The 23,213-nt window shown below is 34.5% G+C and carries 25 protein-coding genes and 1 riboswitch; of the genes, 20 read left to right on the plus strand and 5 right to left on the minus strand.

Annotation, left to right across the window (positions count from 1 at the left end):
* The first annotated feature begins 5 nt into the window (after positions 1 to 5).
* The 8 genes from EZV73_RS02800 to EZV73_RS02835 all read left to right on the plus strand — a co-directional run bounded on the left by EZV73_RS02800 (position 6) and on the right by EZV73_RS02835 (position 8,107).
* On the plus strand, positions 6 to 443 hold the full coding sequence (locus EZV73_RS02800; protein ID WP_240838103.1) for a MarR family winged helix-turn-helix transcriptional regulator: 438 nt from the start codon (positions 6 to 8) through the stop codon (positions 441 to 443).
* A gap of 117 nt (positions 444 to 560) precedes the next feature.
* Positions 561 to 1,928, plus strand: coding sequence for a YfcC family protein (locus EZV73_RS02805; RefSeq protein WP_240838105.1), 1,368 nt, complete (start codon positions 561 to 563; stop codon positions 1,926 to 1,928).
* 21 nt (positions 1,929 to 1,949) lie between these two features.
* Positions 1,950 to 2,243 (plus strand): helix-turn-helix transcriptional regulator, encoded by a 294-nt coding sequence (locus tag EZV73_RS02810; RefSeq protein ID WP_240838107.1) that lies wholly within the window; start codon positions 1,950 to 1,952, stop codon positions 2,241 to 2,243.
* A 79-nt stretch (positions 2,244 to 2,322) separates the two neighbouring features.
* Entirely contained in the window at positions 2,323 to 3,747 is a 1,425-nt protein-coding gene (locus tag EZV73_RS02815) for a YfcC family protein (protein ID WP_240838109.1), read from the plus strand.
* A complete protein-coding gene (locus tag EZV73_RS02820) occupies positions 3,747 to 5,138 on the plus strand; it encodes an amidohydrolase family protein (protein WP_240838111.1) in 1,392 nt (463 codons plus the stop codon). Before EZV73_RS02815 ends, EZV73_RS02820 begins: the two co-directional genes overlap by 1 nt.
* Positions 5,125 to 6,282, plus strand: coding sequence for a M20 family metallopeptidase (locus EZV73_RS02825; RefSeq protein WP_240838113.1), 1,158 nt, complete (start codon positions 5,125 to 5,127; stop codon positions 6,280 to 6,282). Before EZV73_RS02820 ends, EZV73_RS02825 begins: the two co-directional genes overlap by 14 nt.
* 163 nt (positions 6,283 to 6,445) lie before the next feature.
* Positions 6,446 to 6,973 (plus strand): ECF transporter S component, encoded by a 528-nt coding sequence (locus tag EZV73_RS02830; protein ID WP_240838115.1) that lies wholly within the window; start codon positions 6,446 to 6,448, stop codon positions 6,971 to 6,973.
* Positions 6,974 to 8,107 (plus strand): alanine--glyoxylate aminotransferase family protein, encoded by a 1,134-nt coding sequence (locus EZV73_RS02835; protein WP_240838117.1) that lies wholly within the window; start codon positions 6,974 to 6,976, stop codon positions 8,105 to 8,107.
* Between the two features lie 23 nt (positions 8,108 to 8,130).
* On the opposite strand, the gene EZV73_RS02840 is transcribed toward EZV73_RS02835, so the two are convergent.
* Positions 8,131 to 8,682, minus strand: coding sequence for a DUF6320 domain-containing protein (locus EZV73_RS02840; protein WP_240838119.1), 552 nt, complete (start codon positions 8,680 to 8,682; stop codon positions 8,131 to 8,133).
* Complete coding sequence (locus tag EZV73_RS02845; protein ID WP_240838121.1) at positions 8,675 to 9,901, minus strand: hypothetical protein; 1,227 nt, start codon at positions 9,899 to 9,901, stop codon at positions 8,675 to 8,677. Before EZV73_RS02845 ends, EZV73_RS02840 begins: the two co-directional genes overlap by 8 nt.
* A gap of 194 nt (positions 9,902 to 10,095) precedes the next feature.
* On the opposite strand from EZV73_RS02845, the gene EZV73_RS02850 reads away from it, so the two are divergent.
* Positions 10,096 to 11,160: an acyltransferase gene (locus EZV73_RS02850; RefSeq protein WP_240838123.1), complete on the plus strand. Its 1,065-nt coding sequence runs from the start codon at positions 10,096 to 10,098 to the stop codon at positions 11,158 to 11,160.
* 23 nt (positions 11,161 to 11,183) lie between these two features.
* Here the strand turns inward: EZV73_RS02850 and EZV73_RS02855 are convergent, their stop codons facing one another.
* The gene (locus EZV73_RS02855; protein WP_240838124.1) at positions 11,184 to 12,836 is read right to left on the minus strand and encodes a diguanylate cyclase; all 1,653 of its coding nucleotides are present in this window, start codon (positions 12,834 to 12,836) and stop codon (positions 11,184 to 11,186) included.
* A 149-nt stretch (positions 12,837 to 12,985) separates the two neighbouring features.
* Between EZV73_RS02855 and EZV73_RS02860 the strand changes: the two genes are divergently transcribed.
* A complete protein-coding gene (locus tag EZV73_RS02860; protein WP_240838125.1) occupies positions 12,986 to 13,738 on the plus strand; it encodes an NAD(P)-binding domain-containing protein in 753 nt (250 codons plus the stop codon).
* A 7-nt stretch (positions 13,739 to 13,745) separates the two neighbouring features.
* Here EZV73_RS02860 and EZV73_RS02865 read toward each other — a convergent pair whose 3' ends face one another.
* A complete protein-coding gene (locus EZV73_RS02865; protein ID WP_240838126.1) occupies positions 13,746 to 14,438 on the minus strand; it encodes a DUF3307 domain-containing protein in 693 nt (230 codons plus the stop codon).
* Positions 14,429 to 15,061, minus strand: coding sequence for a SatD family protein (locus tag EZV73_RS02870; protein ID WP_240838127.1), 633 nt, complete (start codon positions 15,059 to 15,061; stop codon positions 14,429 to 14,431). The genes EZV73_RS02865 and EZV73_RS02870 overlap by 10 nt, the downstream gene beginning before the upstream one ends.
* Before the next feature lie 155 nt (positions 15,062 to 15,216).
* Between EZV73_RS02870 and EZV73_RS02875 the strand changes: the two genes are divergently transcribed.
* The 10 genes from EZV73_RS02875 (at position 15,217) to EZV73_RS02920 (ending at position 23,211) form a co-directional block, all read left to right on the plus strand.
* Entirely contained in the window at positions 15,217 to 15,729 is a 513-nt protein-coding gene (locus tag EZV73_RS02875; RefSeq protein ID WP_240838128.1) for a hypothetical protein, read from the plus strand.
* A 64-nt stretch (positions 15,730 to 15,793) separates the two neighbouring features.
* On the plus strand, positions 15,794 to 16,090 hold the full coding sequence (locus tag EZV73_RS02880; RefSeq protein ID WP_240838129.1) for a DUF1292 domain-containing protein: 297 nt from the start codon (positions 15,794 to 15,796) through the stop codon (positions 16,088 to 16,090).
* A gap of 54 nt (positions 16,091 to 16,144) precedes the next feature.
* A complete protein-coding gene (locus tag EZV73_RS02885; RefSeq protein WP_240838132.1) occupies positions 16,145 to 17,377 on the plus strand; it encodes a multiprotein-bridging factor 1 family protein in 1,233 nt (410 codons plus the stop codon).
* 166 nt (positions 17,378 to 17,543) lie between these two features.
* Positions 17,544 to 19,418, plus strand: a complete 1,875-nt coding sequence (locus EZV73_RS02890) for a WD40 repeat domain-containing protein (protein WP_240838134.1) — start codon at positions 17,544 to 17,546, stop codon at positions 19,416 to 19,418.
* The gene (locus EZV73_RS02895) at positions 19,405 to 20,364 is read left to right on the plus strand and encodes a phosphotransferase enzyme family protein (protein ID WP_240838136.1); all 960 of its coding nucleotides are present in this window, start codon (positions 19,405 to 19,407) and stop codon (positions 20,362 to 20,364) included. The genes EZV73_RS02890 and EZV73_RS02895 overlap by 14 nt, the downstream gene beginning before the upstream one ends.
* Positions 20,357 to 21,103, plus strand: a complete 747-nt coding sequence (locus tag EZV73_RS02900) for an L-2-amino-thiazoline-4-carboxylic acid hydrolase (RefSeq protein ID WP_240838138.1) — start codon at positions 20,357 to 20,359, stop codon at positions 21,101 to 21,103. The genes EZV73_RS02895 and EZV73_RS02900 overlap by 8 nt, the downstream gene beginning before the upstream one ends.
* Before the next feature lie 42 nt (positions 21,104 to 21,145).
* Positions 21,146 to 21,469 (plus strand): hypothetical protein, encoded by a 324-nt coding sequence (locus EZV73_RS02905; protein ID WP_240838140.1) that lies wholly within the window; start codon positions 21,146 to 21,148, stop codon positions 21,467 to 21,469.
* Positions 21,470 to 21,568: 99 nt separating this feature from the next.
* Positions 21,569 to 22,381, plus strand: coding sequence for a MerR family transcriptional regulator (locus tag EZV73_RS02910; protein WP_240838142.1), 813 nt, complete (start codon positions 21,569 to 21,571; stop codon positions 22,379 to 22,381).
* 46 nt (positions 22,382 to 22,427) lie between these two features.
* Positions 22,428 to 22,537, plus strand: a riboswitch (molybdenum cofactor riboswitch).
* A gap of 33 nt (positions 22,538 to 22,570) precedes the next feature.
* Positions 22,571 to 22,801 carry a MoaD/ThiS family protein gene (locus EZV73_RS02915; RefSeq protein ID WP_240838144.1) on the plus strand — a complete coding sequence of 77 codons (231 nt, stop codon included), beginning with the start codon at positions 22,571 to 22,573 and terminating at the stop codon, positions 22,799 to 22,801.
* A gap of 8 nt (positions 22,802 to 22,809) precedes the next feature.
* Positions 22,810 to 23,211, plus strand: coding sequence for a 4Fe-4S dicluster domain-containing protein (locus EZV73_RS02920; protein ID WP_240838146.1), 402 nt, complete (start codon positions 22,810 to 22,812; stop codon positions 23,209 to 23,211).
* The last annotated feature ends 2 nt before the right edge of the window (positions 23,212 to 23,213 follow it).

The following is a 23,213-nucleotide window of genomic DNA, read 5'->3' on the forward strand; positions in this document are numbered from 1 at the left end:
AAATTATGGCAAACAAACAATTAATCATAGATGCAAAATATCCAACTAAGTTTAAGGTCGTTGGCTTAATTCAATGTATTTCACATGAAATTGAAGCTCAGACTGCAAGGCTTTTAAAACCTTTTGGTATATCCAATACTCAACTCATGATTCTTCATGAACTAGATTTAAGTGATAAAGACGCACTGACAGTTAATGAAATCAAAGAACGCATGGTAGATGAAAGTCCGAATGTTTCTAGATCGCTAAGCGGATTAGAAAAAATGGGTTATATCATGAAAACTAGAGACAAAAACGATAAGAGAATCGTTTACATCTCCCTAACAGAAGAGGGCGTAAATCTTCATCATGATTGTGATCGAGTGATTACAAGTCAACCGGATACCTTAACGTTAAATGAGGATGAAGTTCAAACATTGTACGAGTTATTAAAGAAGATATAGATTCCTATATCTTTTTTTGCTTTAGAAGTTTCAGAATTGTTTGACAAAGCGAGAAATTTGTTTTAAACTCAAAGTACATGTTGATGAATATAAACATATAAACGTATAGGGGCTTTTATGAAATTTAAAATACCAGAGGCATATTCCTTAATTATTATCATTGTTATAGTGGCAAGTATAGCGACTTATTTTGTGCCCGCTGGGTTATACGATAGGGAATACAATGAAGAACTAGACATCACGTCTGTAGTTGAAGGATCCTATCATTCTGTAGAGGCGACACCTCTTAGTTTGCCAGATATTTTAAATTCCATTGCAAAAGGTCTTATGTCTGCAAGTGATTTGATTATCTTTGTTTTGGTAGTTGGAGGTTCCTTTGGTGTTATTACGGCAACAGGTACTGTAAACGGTCTTGTACAAGGCTTTTTAACAGACTATGAAGGTAAAGAGAAATCTATTATCTTTAAGGTCATGTTCGGTTTTGCACTGGGTGGGGCTATATTTGGTATGGCAGAAGAAACACTACCATTTTTTCCTGTGTTTGTTATGATGGCTCTGGCAATGAAGTATGATAAAATCACTGGTATGGCCATGGTTTATATTGGTGTAACTTCCGGTTTTGCAGCAGGTGTTATTAACCCTTTTACAACAGGTGTCGCTCAGAATATTGCAGGTTTACCCTTGTTTTCAGGTATCTCGCTTAGGTTGCTAGCCTTCTTTATATTTTTTATAACAGGTTATATATATGTCTATAGACATGGAAAAAAGGTTAGGGCAAAAGGTATAGTTGAAGAGTATGATTATTTTGCACCTGATTTAAATGACCATAATGGTCTTACTAGAACACACAAGTTAGTGGCCTTAGTCATAGTTGTATCCATTGGCTTTATGGCTTTTGGTATCTTTAAATACAATTTTGGTCTAACAGAGATGTTAACCATATTCTTTTTAATGGGCATTGTTTCAGGTCTTGTTGGTAAACTTAAGATAAACAGAATCATCTCAGAATTTACCGCTGGTGCTGGGAATATTGTATATGGTGCTATGATCATTGGTTTTGCAAGAGCCATATTGGTTGTCTTGGAATCTGGACAGATTTTAGATACTATTATTTATGGACTTTCAGGTTTGATCGATTCCGTAATACCAAGTGTCAGTGCAGTTGGTATGATGCTTATACAAAGTATTATCAATGTATTCATATCATCCGGTACTGGTCAGGCAGCAGTAACCATGCCTGTTATGGTCAACATAGCTGATCTACAGAGCATTACAAGACAAACAGCCGTTTTGGCTTATCAGTTTGGAGATGGTTTAATTAACACCATTACACCAACCTCAGGCCTTTTAATGGCTACCTTGGCTATATGTGATGTAAAGTGGAAAGACTGGTTGTCTTGGGTAATGCCATTACTGATTATTTGGATGATAGAAGGGTGTGCGATTGTTGCATTTTCGTGTATAATAAATTACGGACCTTTTTAAATCATAGTTATTGGAGGATGGATGTTAGAGTCGAATCAGGCTGGTATTGATATAGATGTTTTAAGAGCTTTGTCTGATGAGACGAGGTTAGAAATACTTGAAGTACTTGGCTCAAAAGAAATGATAGTAAATGATATAGCTGAGAATTGTCGTGTATCTAGACCTACAATCTCACACCATCTACAAATTTTAAAGCGTGCTAGAATCGTTAATTCTAGAAAAGAAGGTAAAGAAGTTATTTACTCCGTCAATATGGCTACAATGACTTCTTTGGCTGGATCTATTTTAAACTTTGTTGCAAAAAAATCGCTCTAGAGCTTTTTTTTGAAATAACATGTTGATGATTGTCGACACGTCAACGTGTAAAGGCATTATAATTTAAGAAGGGGGAAACATGGAACAGAAAAAAACAAAGCTAGTTGAGGAAAAAAAGAAAAAGTTTAAGGTGCCACATACTTATGTTTTGCTATTTAGTATCTTAGTAGTAGTAGCACTTTTAACTTATATTGTACCTGCAGGTGAATTTGTAAGGGCTGAAGATCCAAATACAGGACGTATTGCTGTTGTGGCTGATTCTTATCATAGAATTGAAAATACACCGGTTACACCATTTAATGTTTTCACATCACTGCCAAAAGGTATGGAAAAGTCAGGTTATATCATCTTCTTCGTCCTATTAATTGGGGGTACTTTTGGTGTTTTACAGGCAACTGGTGCTATAAACTCAGGTATTGGTGCCTTGGTTGATAAGTTAAAAGGCAACGAGAAAATGGTTATACCAGTTTCAATGCTTGTTTTTTCACTAGGTGGAGCAGTTTTCGGTCTAGCAGAAGAAACGCTTATGTTCATACCAATATTTATCGCACTTTCACTAGCACTAGGTTTTGACACTATTACTGGTATTGCTATTTGCTTATTAGGTGCAGGTGCAGGTTTCTCAGGCGCTTTTATGAATCCTTTTACAGTTGGTGTTGCACAAGGTATTGCAGGCTTACCACCGTTTTCAGGCTTTGCATTTAGAATGGTTGTTTATGTAGTTGTAACAATCGTTACCATCTTACTTGTCTACCGTCATGCAGCAAAAGTTCAGAAAAATCCGACACTTAGTCCGACATATGAACTAGATAAGAAAAATAGAGAAAAATTCCATCTAGGGGAGATGGATGAGTTTACAACCAAACATAAACTGGTCTTGCTGTCACTTGCTGCAACAGTTGGTGTAATCGCTTACGGTGTTATGAAGTTAGGTTTCTATATTACAGAATTAGGTGCTTTATTTGTTATATTAGCATTAGTAGCAGGAGCAATAGGCGGTTTAAAACCAGATCAAATTGCAGATGAGTTTATTAATGGTTCTAAGGATATGATTTATGGTGCTTTAGTAATTGGTCTTGCTACTTCTATTACAGTTATCTTAACAGAAGGCTCAATCATCGATACGGTTATTTTCCACCTTGCAGAAAGCATCAAAGGTTTACCACCAGCTCTATCTGGTGTAGGCATGTTTATTACTCAGACATGTATCAATTTATTTGTACCATCTGGTTCAGGTCAAGCAGCTGTTACAATGCCAATTATGGCACCGCTTGCTGATATTATTGGTATCACAAGACAAACAGCTGTACTTGCTTACCAGTTTGGTGATGGTTTTTCAAACAACATTATTCCAACAAGTGGTGTTTTAATGGCTGGTCTTGCAATCGGTGGTGTATCATGGGATAAGTGGGCTAAATGGATGATGCCTATCTTCTTAATCTGGTCAGCTATTGGTGCAATATTCGTAACAATAGCAACGTTAATTGAGTTTGGACCGTTCTAATGTATGATTTAATTATAAAAAACGGGACAGTTGCCGACTTTGATAGTATGTCCTTTAAAGATGTAGATATAGCTATTAAAGATGGTAAGATAGTAAAAATTGAAAAAGATATCATGCATGGTGGTCAAGTTATCGATGTTTCAGGTGCTGTAGTAGCACCTGGTATCATCGACAGTCATATGCATGAAGAGAAGTTAATTGACCTAAGTCTTCCAATTGATTACGATATTTCAAACCGCATGTTGAAGATGGGCGTAACGACCTGTATTGCCGGTCAATGTGGATTTAACTTTAACGGCTTGGATGGTATTAAAAAGTTTAAGTCCTTTATGAAGAAAAAGGGGGGACCAGTCAATTATATTTTCTTGGCCGGCTATACGACCTTAAGAGAAGATTGTGGTGTTAAAGATCGTTATCAAGAGGCAAGTGATGAAGATATTGATGCAATTCTTGATAGGTTTAAAGACTATTATAATCAGGGTGTTGCTGGCATATCATTTGGTCTTGAGTATTCTCCTGGTACCACAGAAAGTGAGTTTTTAAAGTTTGTAAAGAGATTAAAAGATACAGACCTACTTCTAAGCGCCCACTTTAGACAAGATGGACCTGATGCGCCAGATTCCATTAGAGAGCTCGTTGAAGCCTCTAGACTTTCGGGACTACCTATGAGAGTTTCCCATATAGGTTCTTGTTCTGCTTTAGGCTATATGACTGAGTCTCTAGATATTATCCAAAAAGCCAGGGAAGAAGGCCTGAAGGTAGATGCAGACTGTTATCCATACGATGCTTTTTCAACTTTCATAGGTTCAGCTGTATTTGATGATGGCTGGCAAGAAAGATTAAATGTAGATTACTCAGCTATCACACTGACTTGTGACCCATACAAAAATGTGGTATGTGACAAGGAGACTTTTGACAAGGTAAGAAAAGAGTATCCTGATATGACTGTTGTCGCTAGGGTCATGAATGAAAAAGAAGTAATAGAAGCCTTACGTTCGCCTTTTGTATCTATAGCAAGTGATGGTATACTTGTAGATGGACAAGGTCATCCTAGAGCAGCTGGGACATTCCCTAGAGTTCTAGGAAAATTTGTTAGAGAGGATCATGCACTGTCCTTGATTGAAGCACTCTATAAAATGACTTTACAACCTGCTAAATGGGTAGGTCTTGATAAAAAAGGTGAAATTAAAGAAAATATGGATGCAGATATTTTTATCTTTAATCCAGATACCATCAGTGACAAAGCCACATATGAAGTGTCTGATTTAAGTCCTGTAGGTATAAGTCACGTAATTTTAGATGGTAAAGTTGTTTTAAAAGAAGGCCGGATTCTTGATAACAGTGTAGGAAGAGTCATAGAAAGAAGTGAGTTGAGTCATGGAAAAAATTAAAAAAGTATTAGATGATGTATTTGATGAACTAGTTGATATTAATCAGTTTATCTATGAAAATCCTGAACTGGGCAATGAAGAGTACAAAGCATGTGAAGCCCACGTTAAGCTCTTAAGAAAACATGGGTTTTCTGTTGAAGAAAAGTATTTAGGCATTGAAACGGCTTTTAAAGCGACGTATGCTTCTAAAAAGCCAGGCCCCACAATAGCTGTCATGGGGGAATACGATGCACTGCCTGATATTGGTCATGGTTGTGGTCATAATATGATAGGAACGATAGCTGATGGTGTCGGTATTGTCTTGTCTAAACTTGTAGATGACATGGGCGGGAGAATTCTTGTACTTGGGACACCCGCTGAGGAAACAAATGGTGCTAAAGTGGATATGGCTGATCAGGGGATATTTGATGATATAGATATTGCTCTTATGGCACATCCTTCAAGTAAGACTAATTTAGAAATTCAATCTCTTGCTATGGAAGCTATACAGTTTGAGTTTACTGGTAGAACAGCTCATGCAGCTGCATGTCCTGAACAAGGCATCAATGCACTTGATGCAGTTATTTCAACATTTAACAGTATCAATGCCTTAAGAGAACACATTACATCAACAACTAGGATTCACGGTATTATCACTGAAGGTGGTGTTGCTGCTAATATTGTACCTGAAAAAGCAGTAGCTCAGTTTTATGTAAGAGCGACCACAAAATCTTACTTAAAAGAGGTTGTTGAAAAAGTTAAAAACTGTGCAAGAGGTGCTGCACTTGCTACTGGTGCAGAGATAGAGATTACAAATTATGAAAAATCTTATGATAACTTTGTGATGAACAAAACCTTAACTGGTGTGGTTAAAAAGCATTTTGATCTTAATGGTTTTGATGTAGAAAGTCATGCAGTATCAATGGGTTCACTTGATGCTGGTAATGTCAGTCATGTATGTCCAACGGCTCATCCTATGTTCTCTATATCAAAAGACGATCTTGCTGGTCATACAAGGGCCCTTGCTGATGCTACAGTCAAGCCTTATGCATTAGATGCTATGAAAAAAGTGATTCTTTCATTAGCTGCTACTGGTATAGACATCATAAATGATCCTAGTTTACTAGAATCAATAAAAGCTGAACATGTAAATACAGTCAAATAAAATAAGTTCATTTTGAACTTATTTTTTTAATTGTAACGATACAATTTTGAATAAATCACCATAAAAAGATATTTGTACCCCTAATTTTATAGATACAGTTTACATTTTATCTTCTTGCTGATAAATTGTTCGTGAAATATAAATATCAAAGGGGGACAATTTTATGGAACAGACTAGGACACAAACGAACAAAACAAAAGACATGGTAATCTCAGCATTACTGATCACACTGGTATTTGTAGCAACCAGATTTATCAACATCAGATTACCAATTTCGATCAATGGTGGATTAATTCATGCAGGTAATACCATGTTGTTTTTAGCAGCAATTGTCTTTGGAAAGAAAAAAGGTGCAATTGCCGGAGCATTTGGCATGGGCTTGTTCGATGTATTATCAGGCTGGCTAGCATGGACACCATTCACTTTTTTAGTAAGAGGTGTCATGGGTTATATTATTGGTCATATTGCATGGATGAATGGCAAAGAAGGTAACAGCTTTACACTCAATCTTATTGGTATTATTGTAGGTGGCCTGTGGATGTTGGTGGGCTATTACTTTACTGAAGTTTTGTTGTACGGTAACTGGGTGGCTCCTTTTACATCTATACCAGGTAACATTACTCAAATAGTATTTGGGGCTTTGGTCGGCTTACCGCTTGTTATTGCACTTAAAAAGACAAAGGTGGTATAAATGAAAAAAATGATTATGACACCTGGCCCAACCTACATTCATGAGGATGTCAGAAAGGCCATGGCTTGTGAGATTACAAATCCTGATTTAGATCATGACTTTTATGAATTTTATAGAGATACCTGCAATCAAGTCAAGGATTTATTACATACAAAAAATGATGTGTTGATGTTAGCAGGTGAAGGTATATTGGGACTTGAAGCATCTTGTGCATCTTTGGTTGAAGAAGGTGACAGGGTACTTTGTATAGATAATGGCATATTTGGTCATGGCTTTGGTGATTTTCTACAGATGTACGGTGGTGATGTCGTTTATTTTGAGGCTGAATATACAAGCGACATTGAAGTCGAAGCTTTAGAAGGATTTTTAAAAGAGGACCATGATTTTAAACTGGCAACCTTGGTACACTGCGAAACGCCATCAGGCATCACAAATCCAGTTGATAAAATATGTAAGCTCCTTAAATCATACGGTATTTTAACGGTAGTGGATTCAGTATCTGCAATTGGAGGCGAACCTTTAAATGTAGATGAATGGGGTATTGATATTGTTTTAGGTGGCTCACAGAAATGTTTGTCAGCAGCGCCTGGTCTAACATTCTTAAGTGTTTCTCAAGATGCTTGGGCAATGATGAATAATAGAAAAACGCCTGTAAGGGGCTACTACTGCAACTTATCTAAATGGCAGTCTTGGTATGAGGACAAATGGTTTCCCTATACGCAATCGATTAGTGAAATCTATGGGTTTAGAAAAGCTGTTGAAAGAGTCAACACTAAAGGTGATTACATTGAAAGACATAAAAAGATAGGACAAGCTGTTAGAAAATCTCTATTAGAAGGTGGTTTAAAACTTTATCCAACAAGTGGTCATTCTAATACAGTAACCACCATGATGGTTCCGGAAAATATAGCTTTTAAATCTCTGTACGACACGATGTTAGATGATCATGGTATTATGATCGCAGGGGCATTTTCCCACCTGAAAGACAAGGTGTTGAGAATCGGTCATATGGGAGAAAACTGCTATGAAGAAAAGCTTTTTATAACTTTGAAAGCTTTGGATAAAACCATAAGAAAACATGGCTTTGATCTTAAAGTTGAGTTGCATAAATCATTTGCAAATCACCTTGACTAATAAAGGACACCTCAGGTGTCCTTTTATAAGTGCAAGTATTTTTTGACTTCATTAATAAAAAGTCTTCCATAAAAAATAATAGACGTTAGATAACACAAGACCATCATGATGATGGCTGAGTAAATGAGTCCCATAATCTTTGTATGTGAGGTAAAAACCAAGAAGACCACTATCCAGAAGTTGAAGAACTGTATAGGGATAAGAGGCTTCCAGTGTTTGCCTGAACTGAGTGCGTAGACAATCATAATGAGTGACGTCATATTGACAACAATGGGTAACACATAGGTTATGGACCATGACAGACTTCCGAAAATCATATCCATTACAACGAGTTGGCCGACAAGGGCCAAGAGTAAGAAAAGCACTTTCAAAACTCTCGGTGTCCATTTGGATCTAAATATCTTAAAGGTGTATCTGACAAATAGAATTATAGTGATAGATAAAGCCAGCCACCAGGCGAAAAAAGAATAAATGATGGTTGAAATCAAAAGAAGTCTTTTCTGAACTTGTGTAAATACTGGTTCTTCTATGACTGTATCTTGATAATTTGGATACTCTAGTTTATATTCATTCATTGTTAAACCTCTTAACATGTATCTTGTAATCTTCTTCTAGAATATCATAGAAACGATTTGCAATATCATTTTCCTCAATGTTTCTAGAGAGTGTAATCACTAAATTATCTTTATAGGAACAAACAGCCATATTGACGGACTTTTTACTTGAGGTCCCTAGAATAAAGTCATAACCAATTACATGATCCCTAATGGATTCAGGTAAGGATATTTGTCCTAGATTGGTAAGCATTGATGTCATACCCCTATCATTGTATAAACCTCTCGCCATTTTTAATATATTGTGTTTAATGCCGTAAGGTACCAATCTAAATAAGAAACTTTGACTGAGCTTAATATTAAGTTGGATTGGCGCAAAAAGCACCTTTTTATCCAGTCCTTTTTTCATATTGGCCTTAACAGCCTTTTCAATAGACGCCATGGATTTGAGTTCACTTACTTTTAATGAAATTGGCATAAAGTAAGTGAAATTTCTTAAACTAACAGAAGAAAATAGCTTTCTCAAATTAACAGGTACCATAATTGTTATGGGAAGATGTTTTTTTTGAGTATTTGCTGATTCCTCAATGGACTTAAAAAAGATACTTAATAATAATTCTGTTATGGTTTGATGCCTTGATTTTGAAAGACTTAACACATCGTTTACCGACATGATACCTTGATCAATGAGCATACCAGAGTAAACTACTTCCTTGCCATGGATTTTCCTTGCACTATTTAGAATAGGTATGTTTAATGGTTTACTTTCATCATAGTGTTCAAGGTATGAATCAATGGTTTGCTCTTCTTCAGAAATGAGTTGATCTTCATAACCGAAATAGTAAGAAACTATCTTGTTTAAAAAGGTTAAGGCACCTGTACCGTCGGTGATGGCATGGAACATTTCTAATGAAATTCTATTCTTGAAATAAAGGATTTTAAAATGATAATCATTGTTCTTTATTAAATCTATTTTAGAACATGGTCGTTCTTTTTCTTCGTGAATAGGTACTGGCTTATCATTTGAATCAAAGTACTTCCAGAAGAAGCCTCTTTTCATTTTTACTGCCATTGTAGGAAAGTGACTAATAGCCTTGTTGGTTGCGACTTCAAGTTTATTTTTGTCTATTGGCTCTTTTAAGGTGATAGATATTCTAAAGTTATCAGAATTCTTCTTATTAGAAGAAGGTGGAAATATCATGGCTGCATTGTCTAATTTGTACCAGTTGGATTTGCTCATTTTTCACTCTCTTATTACTTTCTTTTCTTTTATAGTCATAATAGCATAATTCCCCTAAAATGAGTAGGAGACTCATTAAATTCTAATGTCCTTATAAAGGACTTGTAAGTTACTCTGTAAAAAATGCAACTTACTCTAATCATGATGATTTTTTGACTATCATAATTTATACTCAGATGGAAAGTGAGGTTTTTATGAAAGGAAATATTAGATTAGATTATTTAGACAACTTAAAGGTCTTGTTGACCATTCTGGTGATTGTTCATCATATAGCCATAGCCTTTGGTGGAGAAGGTGCATTTGTAATTGCATCTCAGACTCAAGGAAGTGGACTTTTTAATTTAGGTATGACAGGCTTTTTAGCCATCAATCAATCCTATTTTATGGGACTCTTCTTTGCCATATCATCCTTTTTTTCTTATAAATCTTTAAAGAAAAAAGGTAGACAGGGATTTATTCATGCTAAGTTTAAAAGACTCTTTATACCAGCATTAATTTATTATATAGGCCTATCGCCACTTAATAATATAATTGTCCAAGTCTTCCAAAAGGGGATGGATGACGGCCTATCATTAAGTTTTTCAATTGGCGCATTATGGTTTGTATTGGCCTTATTTCTATTTGATTGTGTTTATGCATTTACAAATCAGTTACTAGAAAAGATCAAGATCAAACATATGATATATTTGTTGCCGCTTACAGTCATTTTAACTTGGCTCGTTAGAATGATTACACCTGTAGGGGTGTTCCTTCCTGTAGTTGCATTTCAACCAGCGCACTTTATTCAGTATATCTATGCCTATGCTTTAGGTGTGATTGTATCGAGGGATAATATATTAGATGAGATCATGTCGATCAAATACTATAAAGTTTTAATCTTACTAATACCAATTTTAGGTTTATTAGGATTAGTCATCTATGGTCTAATAACATCAGTAGGTGATATTACTTATGCCTTTGGTGGTGGAAATATCTATTCACTCTTGTACAGCCTTTTCGATATGCTCATGTTCTGTACTATGTCATTAGGTCTAACAAGTGTCTTCCAACATTTCTTTAACAGAGAATATACCATTGTTAAATGGATGAGTAAGTATGCATTTGGTGCTTATGTCATGCATTATATGGGGGTAACCATCACCATTTTATTTTTAAACCAACTTGCAATTGGTCATGGTTTGACTTTTGTCTTAACAGTCATCATAGGTATACCATTATCATTTATATTAGGCAAAGTTTTTAAGCCTATATTTGGTTAAAAAAATCCGCATAAGCGGATTTTTTATTTGCCTTTTATTTGTCTTTTCATTTCATACATTTTACCATCTGCAGATTTTATAAGATCGTCAGCAGTATATTTTGAAGAAGAGATATATCTTGCATATCCTATGGATAGAGAAATTTCTTTATCATTAGGTATTTGGACTTCTTGACCTAGAAGATTTTCTAGATAATCTTGATCATGAATCAAATCTTCAACAGATTGTATAAGTCTTACAATCAGTTTTTGTAATTGATCTTCTTCTATATGAGGCAGTAGTATAATAAACTCATCACCACCGTATCTACCTATCACATCCTTTGACCTAATAAAGCTTGCCATATGACCAGATATTTTAATAAGAATTTCATCACCTAAATCATGGCCAAAGGTGTCGTTGTAGTATTTAAAGTTGTTGATGTCTATGAAGCAAAGTGAAAAGGTGTTGATGCGGTTTTCTTTAACGGACTCGATAAAGTCATTGATTTCTATATAGAGCTGATGACGGTTATAAATGCCTGTTAAAGCATCGCGTGTAGCTAATTTCGTGAGCTTCTTGTTGGCAACACGCAGTTCCTCTGTTCTTTTTTCTACAAGACCTTCAAGTTGTGATGTATGTTTTTCTATAGCAGAGTGCATGGAGTTATAGGTATCCACCAGTGTCATCATTTCTGTGTTCTTTTGTAAACCTGTCAGGTTTGATTTAAAAGGCAGAGATGCCTTTGCCGATTCCGTGAGTTTTTCAATGGGTTTTAGTAAAGAGTAGGTGATAAATGTTGTTAATATGAGTCCTATAAGTAAAAGAAGTAAACCTCTTGTTACAACCATTTCTCTTATGATAGCTGTTGGTGAATAAATATCATCTTCTTTAGAAGTAATGCCAAGTTTCCAACCTGCATAAGGGATTTTGGTAAAAGTCATGATGTGGTTTTCGCCATCACTTTCAAAGGTGCCTGAACCGCTAGAGTCCTTTAGTAAACTTTGAATGACTTCGGGTTCATTACTATAACCGTATTTAGGCAGGTCTTGGATGTTAACATAGTTTTCATATTGAAAGTCAGGATGTGTAATGATGGTGCCTTGTCTATCGATGATCCAGCCATAGCTTTCAGTCGCGAGTTTAACATTCTCAAAGGATTTAGAAAGTGATTCGACCTTAATAGAACCAGCAAGGGCACCGATAAGTTCACCACTGTCTCTAACAGGTACCAGTATTGCAACAGCAGGTGCTTTTAAGTACCTGCCCATATAAGGCTGACTCACATAATAATCTAAGTTATTTTCTATTATCTGATAGAAGTATTCTCTGTCTGTTACATTTCCAATTGTACCGTCTTGCCAGTAGGAGTTGCCTTCAAGGTCTATAAAATATATATGGTCAAATATAAATTTGTCTGAATCTGTATATTTCATAGTGGTTTGATTGAAACGGTCGATTTTCTTATTTAATAGAGAATTCATGCTTGCAAGTTGTTCCAAAGTAGATATGTGGAGTTCTAAGTTGTTAGATATAATCTCGGCTTGTAAACGTGTTATCTCTTTAGAATTCTCAATGATAAGCGAACGCATTTCACTTGTTGTGCTCTCTGAAAAGGTATAAGTTAGTGTGCCTATAATAATGACAAAAATGATTAAATATATTAAAATAGCTCGATTTCTAATGGATTGAAACATAATAATCTCCTTTAAAAATATTATACCCTAGATTTAATTCGTCACTCAAAGAAAATTTCCGTAATATTTATGAGTCTTTTGGTATTTACTGATATAATATTCTTGAAATTATATAGAAAACATGACTTGTTATATAGAAAGGATTGCCCATGAATATTGGCGTGTTAGGTGTAGGTGTTATTGGTTCCTCTATTATAAGAGGCTTTTGCAAGGATGGCGACTTAGACCATGTGTTATACATTTCACCAAGAGGTGAAGAAAAAAGCAAATCATTAGAAGATGAGTTTAGTCAGGTTATCAGATGTAAAACAAATCAAGAAGTGCTTGATAAGGCCGATTTGATCATTATTTCAGTTTTACCTTCTAAAGGTATGGAGATATTATCGTCTTTAAGCTTCTCTGATAAACATCATGTGATTAACTTGATGTCGGATAAGAAGTTAGATCAAATTGCTGGTGTTATAGGAAAAACTCAATCTTTAACCCATATGGTGCCTTTATCATTTATTCAAAATAGACAAGGTCCTATAGCTGTCTATCCTAAAAATGATTTTGTTTCATCTGTATTTTCTAAAATGGGACACTTGCTTTCAGTAGACAAGGTAGAAGATATAGAGGCAATCGCTGCTATTACAGGACTGATGACGTCATATTATAGACTGCTTAATGATGTTACCTTATGGGGACAAGGTGCAGGATTGTCTTATGAAGTTTCTAAAGACTATACGACAAACTTTTTCGAAGCCTTATCTAATAATGCTTCAATTTCTAATCTTAATCAGCTTTCAACTGAAATGACACCAGGTGGCTTAAATGAGTATGCGCTTAGATATTTAGAAGAGAAAGATACTTTTAAGAGTTGGATTGATACTTTAGATCCTATGTTAAAAAGAGTGGAGTAATCTCCACTCATATCAAGTATCTTTTTAATATTAGACCGGTAATTAATCCAGCAACAACACTGATAAAGGTACCTATATAAAACTGTAAACCGAAAAGTTTGTTATTTTGTACCTCATTCCACCTAGAAGCCGTTTTTACACCAATAAATACAGCAACAAAAGACTCTAGGTTAAGGATAATCAAGATAGAAAACAGTATTCTTTCAATATATCCAATCCATTTAGATGGAGAAGATTCGTCTTCGGAATCCTTTAAATGAATAACTGAAAAAACTATTTCGATTAGGACATCCACTGGTCGAATCATTATAAGAACCGGTAGAAGCAAAAATAGTAGTCGATATAGTCTTGAAAAAGCGTACGAAGTGGGCTGAACCATTATATTTGAAAAAATCAAGATTAAGACAATATGTAAACCTTGATCGAGTAAAAAAGCCATTAAATCATATTTTTTATCGAACTTAATACCGTACTTAAAAACATCTACCATGAAGTGAAGCGTTGAAATGATGAGAATGTAAGCAATCATCCTAATGGAAAATTGGTAAAATAAGAGTGGTAGCAAACATAGCAGATGAATGATGGTGTGTAAAGCTTGATATTTTACAGATTCATGTTTTTTCTTAATGAGTTCTTTGTTTTGAAAGTAAAAGTCACCAAGTATATGGGCAAAAATACTATAATAAATAACTAGTTGCATGAAGTCTCCTTTAAAGTGAGTGAAAGTAGTTGTATTAAAGAATTTTTAAGTTGAATAATCTCTACAAGATAATATCTTGAAATGGTCCTAGAAATACTCGATTGTTGATTATCTAGTCTAAGTGCGATTTCTTTTTGCGGCATTTCCTTATAGAGTGATTCCAGTATAAAGTTAGCCTGATCAGATAAATTGTCTTTTAATTTTACATATAGATTCCATAGATTTTGAGTTGACTTAAAATTTAAGTTTTCAATAATGGTATTGGGTTGTCCTTTTTTCTTGGCTTTTATGATAGCATTTCTGGCACAGTGAAAAGCTGGACCATCATTTTTTTCTACATCAATGGTATTTAACTGAGTATCTATTTTTCCATATCCAATACCTATGTATAGCTTTAAATCGTGTTTAATTTCGAATGCTTTTAAAGTTTCAAGTAGTGATATTAAGTCTGGAGATGCTTCAATCAAACCTTGAATTTCATCCCCGAGTACAATATCGAAAGCTGCTATAACATAAGATTCCTTATTAAGATGTTCGCAAAGTCTTTTAAGTTTGTCCTGTAAGAGTTGACGATTGCTATGCTTTTTTGAATATTTTACATCTATATTGATTACAAAGTACATAATATTATCTCCTTATCTTAAGTATACCCGATAATGGTTATAAGTCAAGATATACCCGAAATCGGTACTATAATTTTTTATAACCAAAATAGGTATATAGTTTTAGATAGTCAACAAAAATGGTATAATAGGCGTATTAGAGTTTGGAGAGGTTTATGAAGACGAAAGATATAACCACAATTTCATTTGGCGTTGCATCAATAATAGCTGGTGGTTTTATTGTACTTGCCGTATCTAAGTTGATGCCATTTCCAGGGATAAAATTTATACTGATGGCACCTTTTTTATCCATGATGATGTATGTACTGTCAATGAAAATAGAAAATAAATATGCCATACTTTACATAGGACTGGTATTTGCAGGTATCATGTCACTTTTTCATGTTGTCATGGGACTTTCAATTGTTACCACAACACTGTTAACACAAGTTTCCATCATTGGATTTATAGACAAGGATAAACGTTCCATGCTAGGAGGTATATTCTTTTCTATGTATACAGGTTTAACAGCACTTATATTCTCTAAACATTTAATAGGTGGTATTTTTGAAAATGTGACTTTTATATGGATTGGCATAACTGTAATAATTTGCGCTGGTTTTGGTTTAGTAGGTGGCATTTTTGGTAAAAGAATTTTAAAACATTTAAATTCTATAATATCTAGATGATTTGCTTGTTAAATGTTTTGAACTTATGTATGATGAACAAGAAAAGTAGAATAAGGAGAAGACAATGACAAAGGAAAAAGAATTAGAAACATGCGGTTGTGGTGAAGAACATGATCATGACCATCACCATGATACAGTAACACTTACATTAGAAGATGGTTCAGAATTAGAATGTCCTATTATTGATATTTTTGAAGTTGAAGCACAACAGTATATAGCACTTTATCATCCAATAGATGAAGTAGCCTTATTATATAGATTCTCAGATTATGAGGATGGTACAATTGAAGTGACATCAATTGAAAGTGATGAGGAATTTGCTAAGGTAAGTGAATATGTAACAAGTTTAATGGAAGAATAGTCCTACTTTTGTAGGGCTATCTTTTTTGTATTATAATAATTATTGAGGTGGAAAATGAATAATTATGGTGCGGTTATTAGAGCAAAAAGAAAACACATGGCTTTATCACAGAAGCAAGTATGTCATGGTATTTGTGCAGTATCACACTTGTCTAAAATAGAAACTGGAGATGTTGAGTTAACTGACGAAATAAAGAGCCTATTGATGAAAAGATTAGACTTATCTGAGAAGGAACCAATTAGAGAGAAAGATTGTTATGATCTGCATAATTTTCATGAGTTGATAATGTCTATGGATAGATTTATGGCTTTTGATACTTATGATAGGTTGATCAAGAGACAGTCTCTATTGAAGTTTTCAAAATATCATATTGCATTTTACTTAATGGTATACGGTTATTACGTTATATCTAAAAGACCCTTCTATAAAAAAGCACTTGCTGCAAAAGCTTACTTAGAAGACTTATCAAATCACTTAAATGATGAGCAAATGTATAGTTTCAGATTATATAATGGCCTTTCTGAACTTTCTGCAGATAGGCTATCAGGTATTCATTTGTTAGAGGATTTGTTGAAGATGAAGTCTAAGGGATATGTCAACTTTCAATTGATGTGCTTAAATACAGGTATGAAGAAGTATCATCATGCTCTGAAATATGCTGAGGATGCTGTAGCATCTTTTCTTAATGAAGGCTGTATGAGAGGTATTGTTTCAACTGTTCACTATGTAGGTACTGTTTACGTTGCTATGGGAGACTATGATATGGCAGAAACTTATTACAAGAATGCCATCAAGTTATCAGAATCCTGCCAAAGTAGTGATGATTATATTAGGTCTTACATGTTTTTTGGATACTCTAATTTAGGTGAAATCTCAATGAGGAATAACCAACTAGCAGATATGTTGAAGTATGCTGAGCTGGCTATTGAACACGCAGAATCTATTGATAAGAAACTTTATGGTGTTTTGCCTTACTTTCAAAAGGCTTATGTATTAAGTTTTAAGAACATGGATTTGGCTAGAAAAACTCTTAACGAAGGTTACTTGAAGCTTCATTTGTCAAAAACTCAGGATAAGGCTTTGGAGGATGTTTATTATTCAAAGTATGATTATATGATTCATCATAGAGATTACATAAAAGATGAAGCTTATAAGGTGATCTTACTTAAAGCTGAATCGGTTGCATTGAATTATCAGTTAAACCATATGCTTCATGAAATACATGATGAGTTGAAGTTGCATTATACTAGCAATCGCCAATATAAAAAAGCAATGGAAATAGGTTGAAAAATTTTATATGGTAATAAGATCTAAACCGGCTTATAGTCGGTTTTTTTATGAAAATATCAATCATTTACTTTCATAAGAATGATATAAGGCTTATTTTTTACTTATTTTCATCACTTTTCTCATATATATATACATCCTATACTTATAAGAAAGGGGTGGGATTATGAAAAAAGTGTTGTTATTATTGCTAATGATATGCTTGATAGGCTGTCAAAGTGAATCAAAAGAAAATACTGTAATTGAAGAAGAGATTGCCGAAAACATCATCGATTACGGAGGAATCAGGGATTTTGTAAATGTGTTTGAAAGTCATCAACATGCGGATAGAATCTATACTTCTGATAGTAATGAGGACTATATTGTTATTGGTTCTACTGATGGTAGCATTTCTCTATGGGACCACAGTGGTCAACTTATACATCATAAATCCCTTTATACGAAGGGTGTTGAAGAAGTAGAAATACATAATGCTATTTATAGCATAAGTGATGATAATCAGTTGATTAAAACAGATTTAGAGTCATTTGATAGCTTGATTATTTATGAAGGTATAACAAAGGAGTTTAATATCAGTAACGACTTAAGTTACGTTGCAATCTCAGATGGTAATTCAGTAAAAGTATTTGATTTGAGTTCGTTTGAATTAATATCTTCATTTGATTGGACTTCAGGCTGTTTTGATGTTCGGTTTGGTCCCAATAATGACTTTATATATTGTGTGGGGCATGAAGGTAAGGTAGAAAAATATAACATAATGAGTGGACAAGTAGTCATGAATTATAAAGGTTTGAGTTTTGATGTTCACTGTTTGGAGATTACAGAAGACGGCGCTTACCTAGTAGCAGGAGGAACAGATTCAAATGTGGCCATATGGAAAGAGGATGGTAGTCTTATTAAGAAGTATCGACATATGGATGGTTTGTATGATCTAGCTATATCATTAGATGAAAAATATGTGGCCTCGGTAGGTGTTGATAAGTCCGTCAATATTGTAGAACTTGAGAACGGCAAACATGTAAAAAGAATAAACTTTGATGATGAACTTCACACTGTTACATTTACCAGTGATGGTCTTGTTACAGGTGGTTATGATGATACTGTTTATTTTATCGGAAACAAGGTTTTATCAGACCTGTCTATAATAGGACTAGAAAATCTAGATCAAGTTGAAGAACTAAAAGTAATTTCTGCTCATAATCAGGCTGGCTTTTGTCTGGCTCTTAGTCATGACGATAAGATTGTTGCCACTTCTAGTTTTGATAAGACGCTTAAGCTTTGGCATGTAAAATCGGGTAGATTGCTAGATCAGGTTCAAGTAGATGAAATGGCTGTTGACATGGTCTTTACGGATGATGACCAAACACTGATCTACAAAGGTGAACAAGGTAAATTGTATTTTTACGACTTAGAAGGCAAAACCATGTCTTTTGTAGAGGATCAAGTTGGTAGTATTTCATTATCAAATGATAATAAAAAAATTGTCATTGGTAAAATTGGTGGTAACATAAAGTTATGTACCTATCCGGACTTGGATATAATTTCAAATTATCAAGCTTTAGATTATCCTATTTTTCAACTTGCTTTTTCAAATGATGATTCTAAAGTATTCTTCGCATATGCAGGGGCTACTGATGATTTTACTACAACAGCATTAGATGCAAAATCATTTGAGAAACTTTATTCAACTAGAGGACATGATGGTTATAATTATGATATAAAAGTTAGTGATAAATACCTCATTACATGTGGTGCAGACCATAACATTGCCTATTGGGATATACATGATGGTAATCTTAATAAATTATTAGATGACCATTCTGGCAAGGTAATGGATGTATTTATATCAAGAGATAAAAGTTGGATGGTGTCTTGTAGTGCGCATGGCAGAACCATGAGATTATGGGATTTTCAGTCTGGTAAACTTATCAAGACATTTAGACCGGGAACAGAGGTACAAGGAGTTGTTATTTCTAAAGATGAGACATACATTAGCACGATTGGTGTAGATGGAAAGGTTAGAATATATGGAATTGAATAAATATAGAGATATAGCATTGAGTGCTATAAATATGTATGATTTTAAGTCATCTCAAATAGAGTTTTTAGTGGAAGAAACAAATGTTATCTATAAGGTGCATACTAAAGAAGGTGACTACGCACTGAAAATATTTGAGGAAGCCTCTTCTTGTCTTGAAGATAATAAAGCAGAAGCTTATTTTCTTGACTTGGTAGACAAGAAGACAAACTTATCTTTCCCTAAACTTGTTAAAAATAAGGAAGGCTGTTCTGTCACCAGTGTTTACTGTGATTCTGAAGACATTTATAAACGTATCATGATTTATAAGTGGATGGCAGGAAAAGATCATGATAAACGTGAATCTATTAGAAGCTTTGAAACACTTGGTGAAACTCTAGCTAAACTGCATGAGGCAACTTTTGGAGAAGCTTTACATGACTTAAAACCCAAGCGTTGGAATAAGGTCTTCTTTTACAAGGATGAAGTAGCCGTTTATCATAAAATAAAGTATGAAAATTTTATAGACAAAGAGTTGAAGAGGCTTCTAGACAAGATCATTCCAATCTTAAATGAGTCATTAGATAAAATCTATTGTATGTATGACAGCCAATTGATACATGGCGATCTAAATCCTTGGAATATAAAAGTATCTGAAGATGATCTATTCTTAATAGACTATGAAGAAGCTATGTTAGGTTGTCCACTGCATGATCTTGCGACCTTACTTTATTACTATACCCATCATAATAAATGGTCTTATGATGAGGTCAAAGACGCATTTATAAGAGGTTATCATAGATTGCGGGAGTTTGACTTTAACGATGATTTAATTGAGGATTTGATTATTGCCAGACGTGTCAATTTCATCAATTATGTCCTTATCATTAGAGAAAACCCGAGGGATTTTATTAATAAGAGTGTGCCATTATTAAAGGCTTATCTGAATAAAAGAGGCTTGTATGAATAAGTATTATAAGGCTTTCAAACAAGATGCGGTCTTAAATTTAGATGTGGACGGTTTTATTAAGAAATCGATTTTATCTTTTGAATCATATTTAAAGGCTGTAAGTCAAGCATTTGAGGATTGTTATGACTTATATATTGATAACCTAATAGAGCAACTGCCAAAAGGTCAGGATCTGCATTCTAGCTATAAAAGTTACATGATGTCTTTGCTAGAGCATAAAGGCGACACTGTAACAGCAGATAGTTTTCATAAAATGCGACTGCTCCCTCAGTATTTAAGACTTGAATGTTTGGTGGACATTGTCGGTAGAACAGCTGCTGTTAACTTTACAAGGGCTTATTTGGACCAAATGATTTTCAAATTGCCAAAAAGACAAGACGCGCCAAAGTCCATTAATCAACTTAGGATTATGCAAGTTGATTTTAATATCCAAGGTGGTGATATGGACTGGATTGGTATCAGGTTAAATGACCAAGCGTATTGTAACATTGTGACCAAGTGCCGTATATGTGACATCTTTAAAACATATGATTCAGAACTTATTGAGCTTCTAGCATGTTATCCTGATTTTGCCATGTTTAAGGCAATAAATCCTCATTTTGTATTAACAAGAGATCAAACTCTGATTGGAGGTGGCATTTATTGTGACGCCTGTTATCACGATGATCGATTAGACTTCAAACATCCTTCCCCAGGGTGGATTAAGAAACAGATGTCAGATTACCTACAGATGTTTTGATATTGCACATAAAGGGTATAAATGTAAAGAGGAGATGATAGTATGAAAGTGAACTTAGATCATAACCTTGTTGACTATATGCACCATCACCACCATGATATCTTAACATTAACCCTTATGACAGACGTACATAACATTTATTCTTATGGTATTACTAAATATCCAGTGATCAATTACAGAAAGCCTAGGAATATGGATTTGTATGATACCTATCAAGTGGATGATATCACAGTATATGTTGCTAAAAATGTTGAAGCTGTTAATGATGAGTTGCAGTTTGTTGATAAGAAGACTTGGCGCTTCCACAGATGTCAGGTGCAGGGAGTTAAGTACAATTACGATCCTACAACCAAAATGAAACACTAAAAAGTCTGTTTATCAGGCTTTTTCTTTTTATGGAGAATTTAAGATAAAATAAAAGTAATAATTAAAGCCTACTGGGGTATAGAAATTTTGAGGTGTTCTATGGAAAAATTAAGTATTGGTAAAATGGCAAAACTCAATCAAGTAACTGTGCAAACCCTAAGACATTATGACAAGATGGGACTTTTAAAACCAGTGATTGTTGATGAGATTTCAAATTACAGGTATTACACGATAGACCAATGTGCTCGTCTGGATATGATTCAATACATGAAATGTCTTGGTATGTCTTTAGAAGCTATTAAAAATCAGTTGGATGCTAAAAATATTAAAGACTTAGATGATATTTTGAGTAACCAAGAAAAGTGGATAGAGGAAGAGCTCAAGGGCCTAAGAGATATGAAAAAGGCAGTTAAAGGTTACCGCGACAATATATCAAGATACAGGTCGGCGCCAAAACTAGGAGAAATCTATATTGAGGAACTTGAAGAGAGAAATGTTTATGTTCATGACACTGGGATCAACTTTTATGAAAATGATATTTCCACTTGGGAGTATATGATCAGGTCTTTAAAAGAGCAAGTCAAGCTTGACCATCTTCCCATGGTAAAGTTTTGTAATGTGGGTTCTATATTAAGGCATGATAAGCTGGTCAACAAAGATTTCTATTCCTCTGAAATATTTATATTTGTTGACTCAATGGAATCAAATGAAACCATAAGGTCAGGTAAGTATCTAACCTTGTATTTTGAAAACTTCTATGATGAAGTTATGTATGCTGAAAAGCTTTTGAATTATGCTAAAAAACATAATTATGTCTTGATAGGTGATTATATATGTGAAGTAGTTGTGGAACTGCCTGTTTTTGAAAATAGACAAAAGATGTTTATTAAAATTCAAGTACCAATTAAATGATGAAGCCTTGACTCTATTGTAAGAGTAGAGTTTATAATGGTCTTAGAAGTGGATACAACTCCGAGTTCTATAGGCCTACAGGGTATATAGGATCGATAGGGTTGATTTAGCAATGAATCAGCCTGCCGTTTGCAAAGGAGATCAATGTTTACATTGGTTTTTCTTTGCTTTTTTGTTGGGAGGGATGTTATGGAAGTGACGATTGAAGTCTCTGGTTTGATAGAAAAAGCCTTAGGTTGTAAGGAAAAGACTATGGATATACCAGAGAAGACAACAGTTAAAGAACTTATTCAGCTACTTGATGTAAGAATAAATGAAAGCTGGTTGGTGATTTCGGTTAACGGACAGACAATTTCAAAGAATGCTGTCTTATCAGAAATGGATAGAGTGAAGATACTGCCTATTTGTGGTGGGGGATAGGAGGCCTAATGAAAGCAGGTAGAATTAAAATCAATGTAAACAGGAATGCGTGTCAGGGATGCAGAGTATGTGAAAGTGTCTGCAGCCTCGCTCATTTCGGAAAAATCAATCCTAATGGAACAGGTATTAAGATAAGAGAGAAGGCTGAGCTAGGAAGTTTCATGCAAACAGTATGTCAGCAGTGTATTGACGTGCCATGTGCTGAAGCTTGTAACAATAATGTGATTGTAAGAGATAGGTATTCAGGTGCTGTTACTATTGGTGATGGCTGTGTAGGATGCGGCGATTGCAAAGAAGCATGCCCAATTGATGCTATTCAAATGATGGACAATCAGGCGGTTAAGTGTGATTTGTGCGGTGGTTTGCCAAAATGTGTAGAAGCTTGTCCGCGACAAGTATTGAGTTGGTAAGG

Origin of the sequence: Acidaminobacter sp. JC074, assembly GCF_022496765.1 — a bacterium.
Classification (GTDB): Bacteria; Bacillota; Clostridia; order Peptostreptococcales; family Acidaminobacteraceae; genus JABXKX01.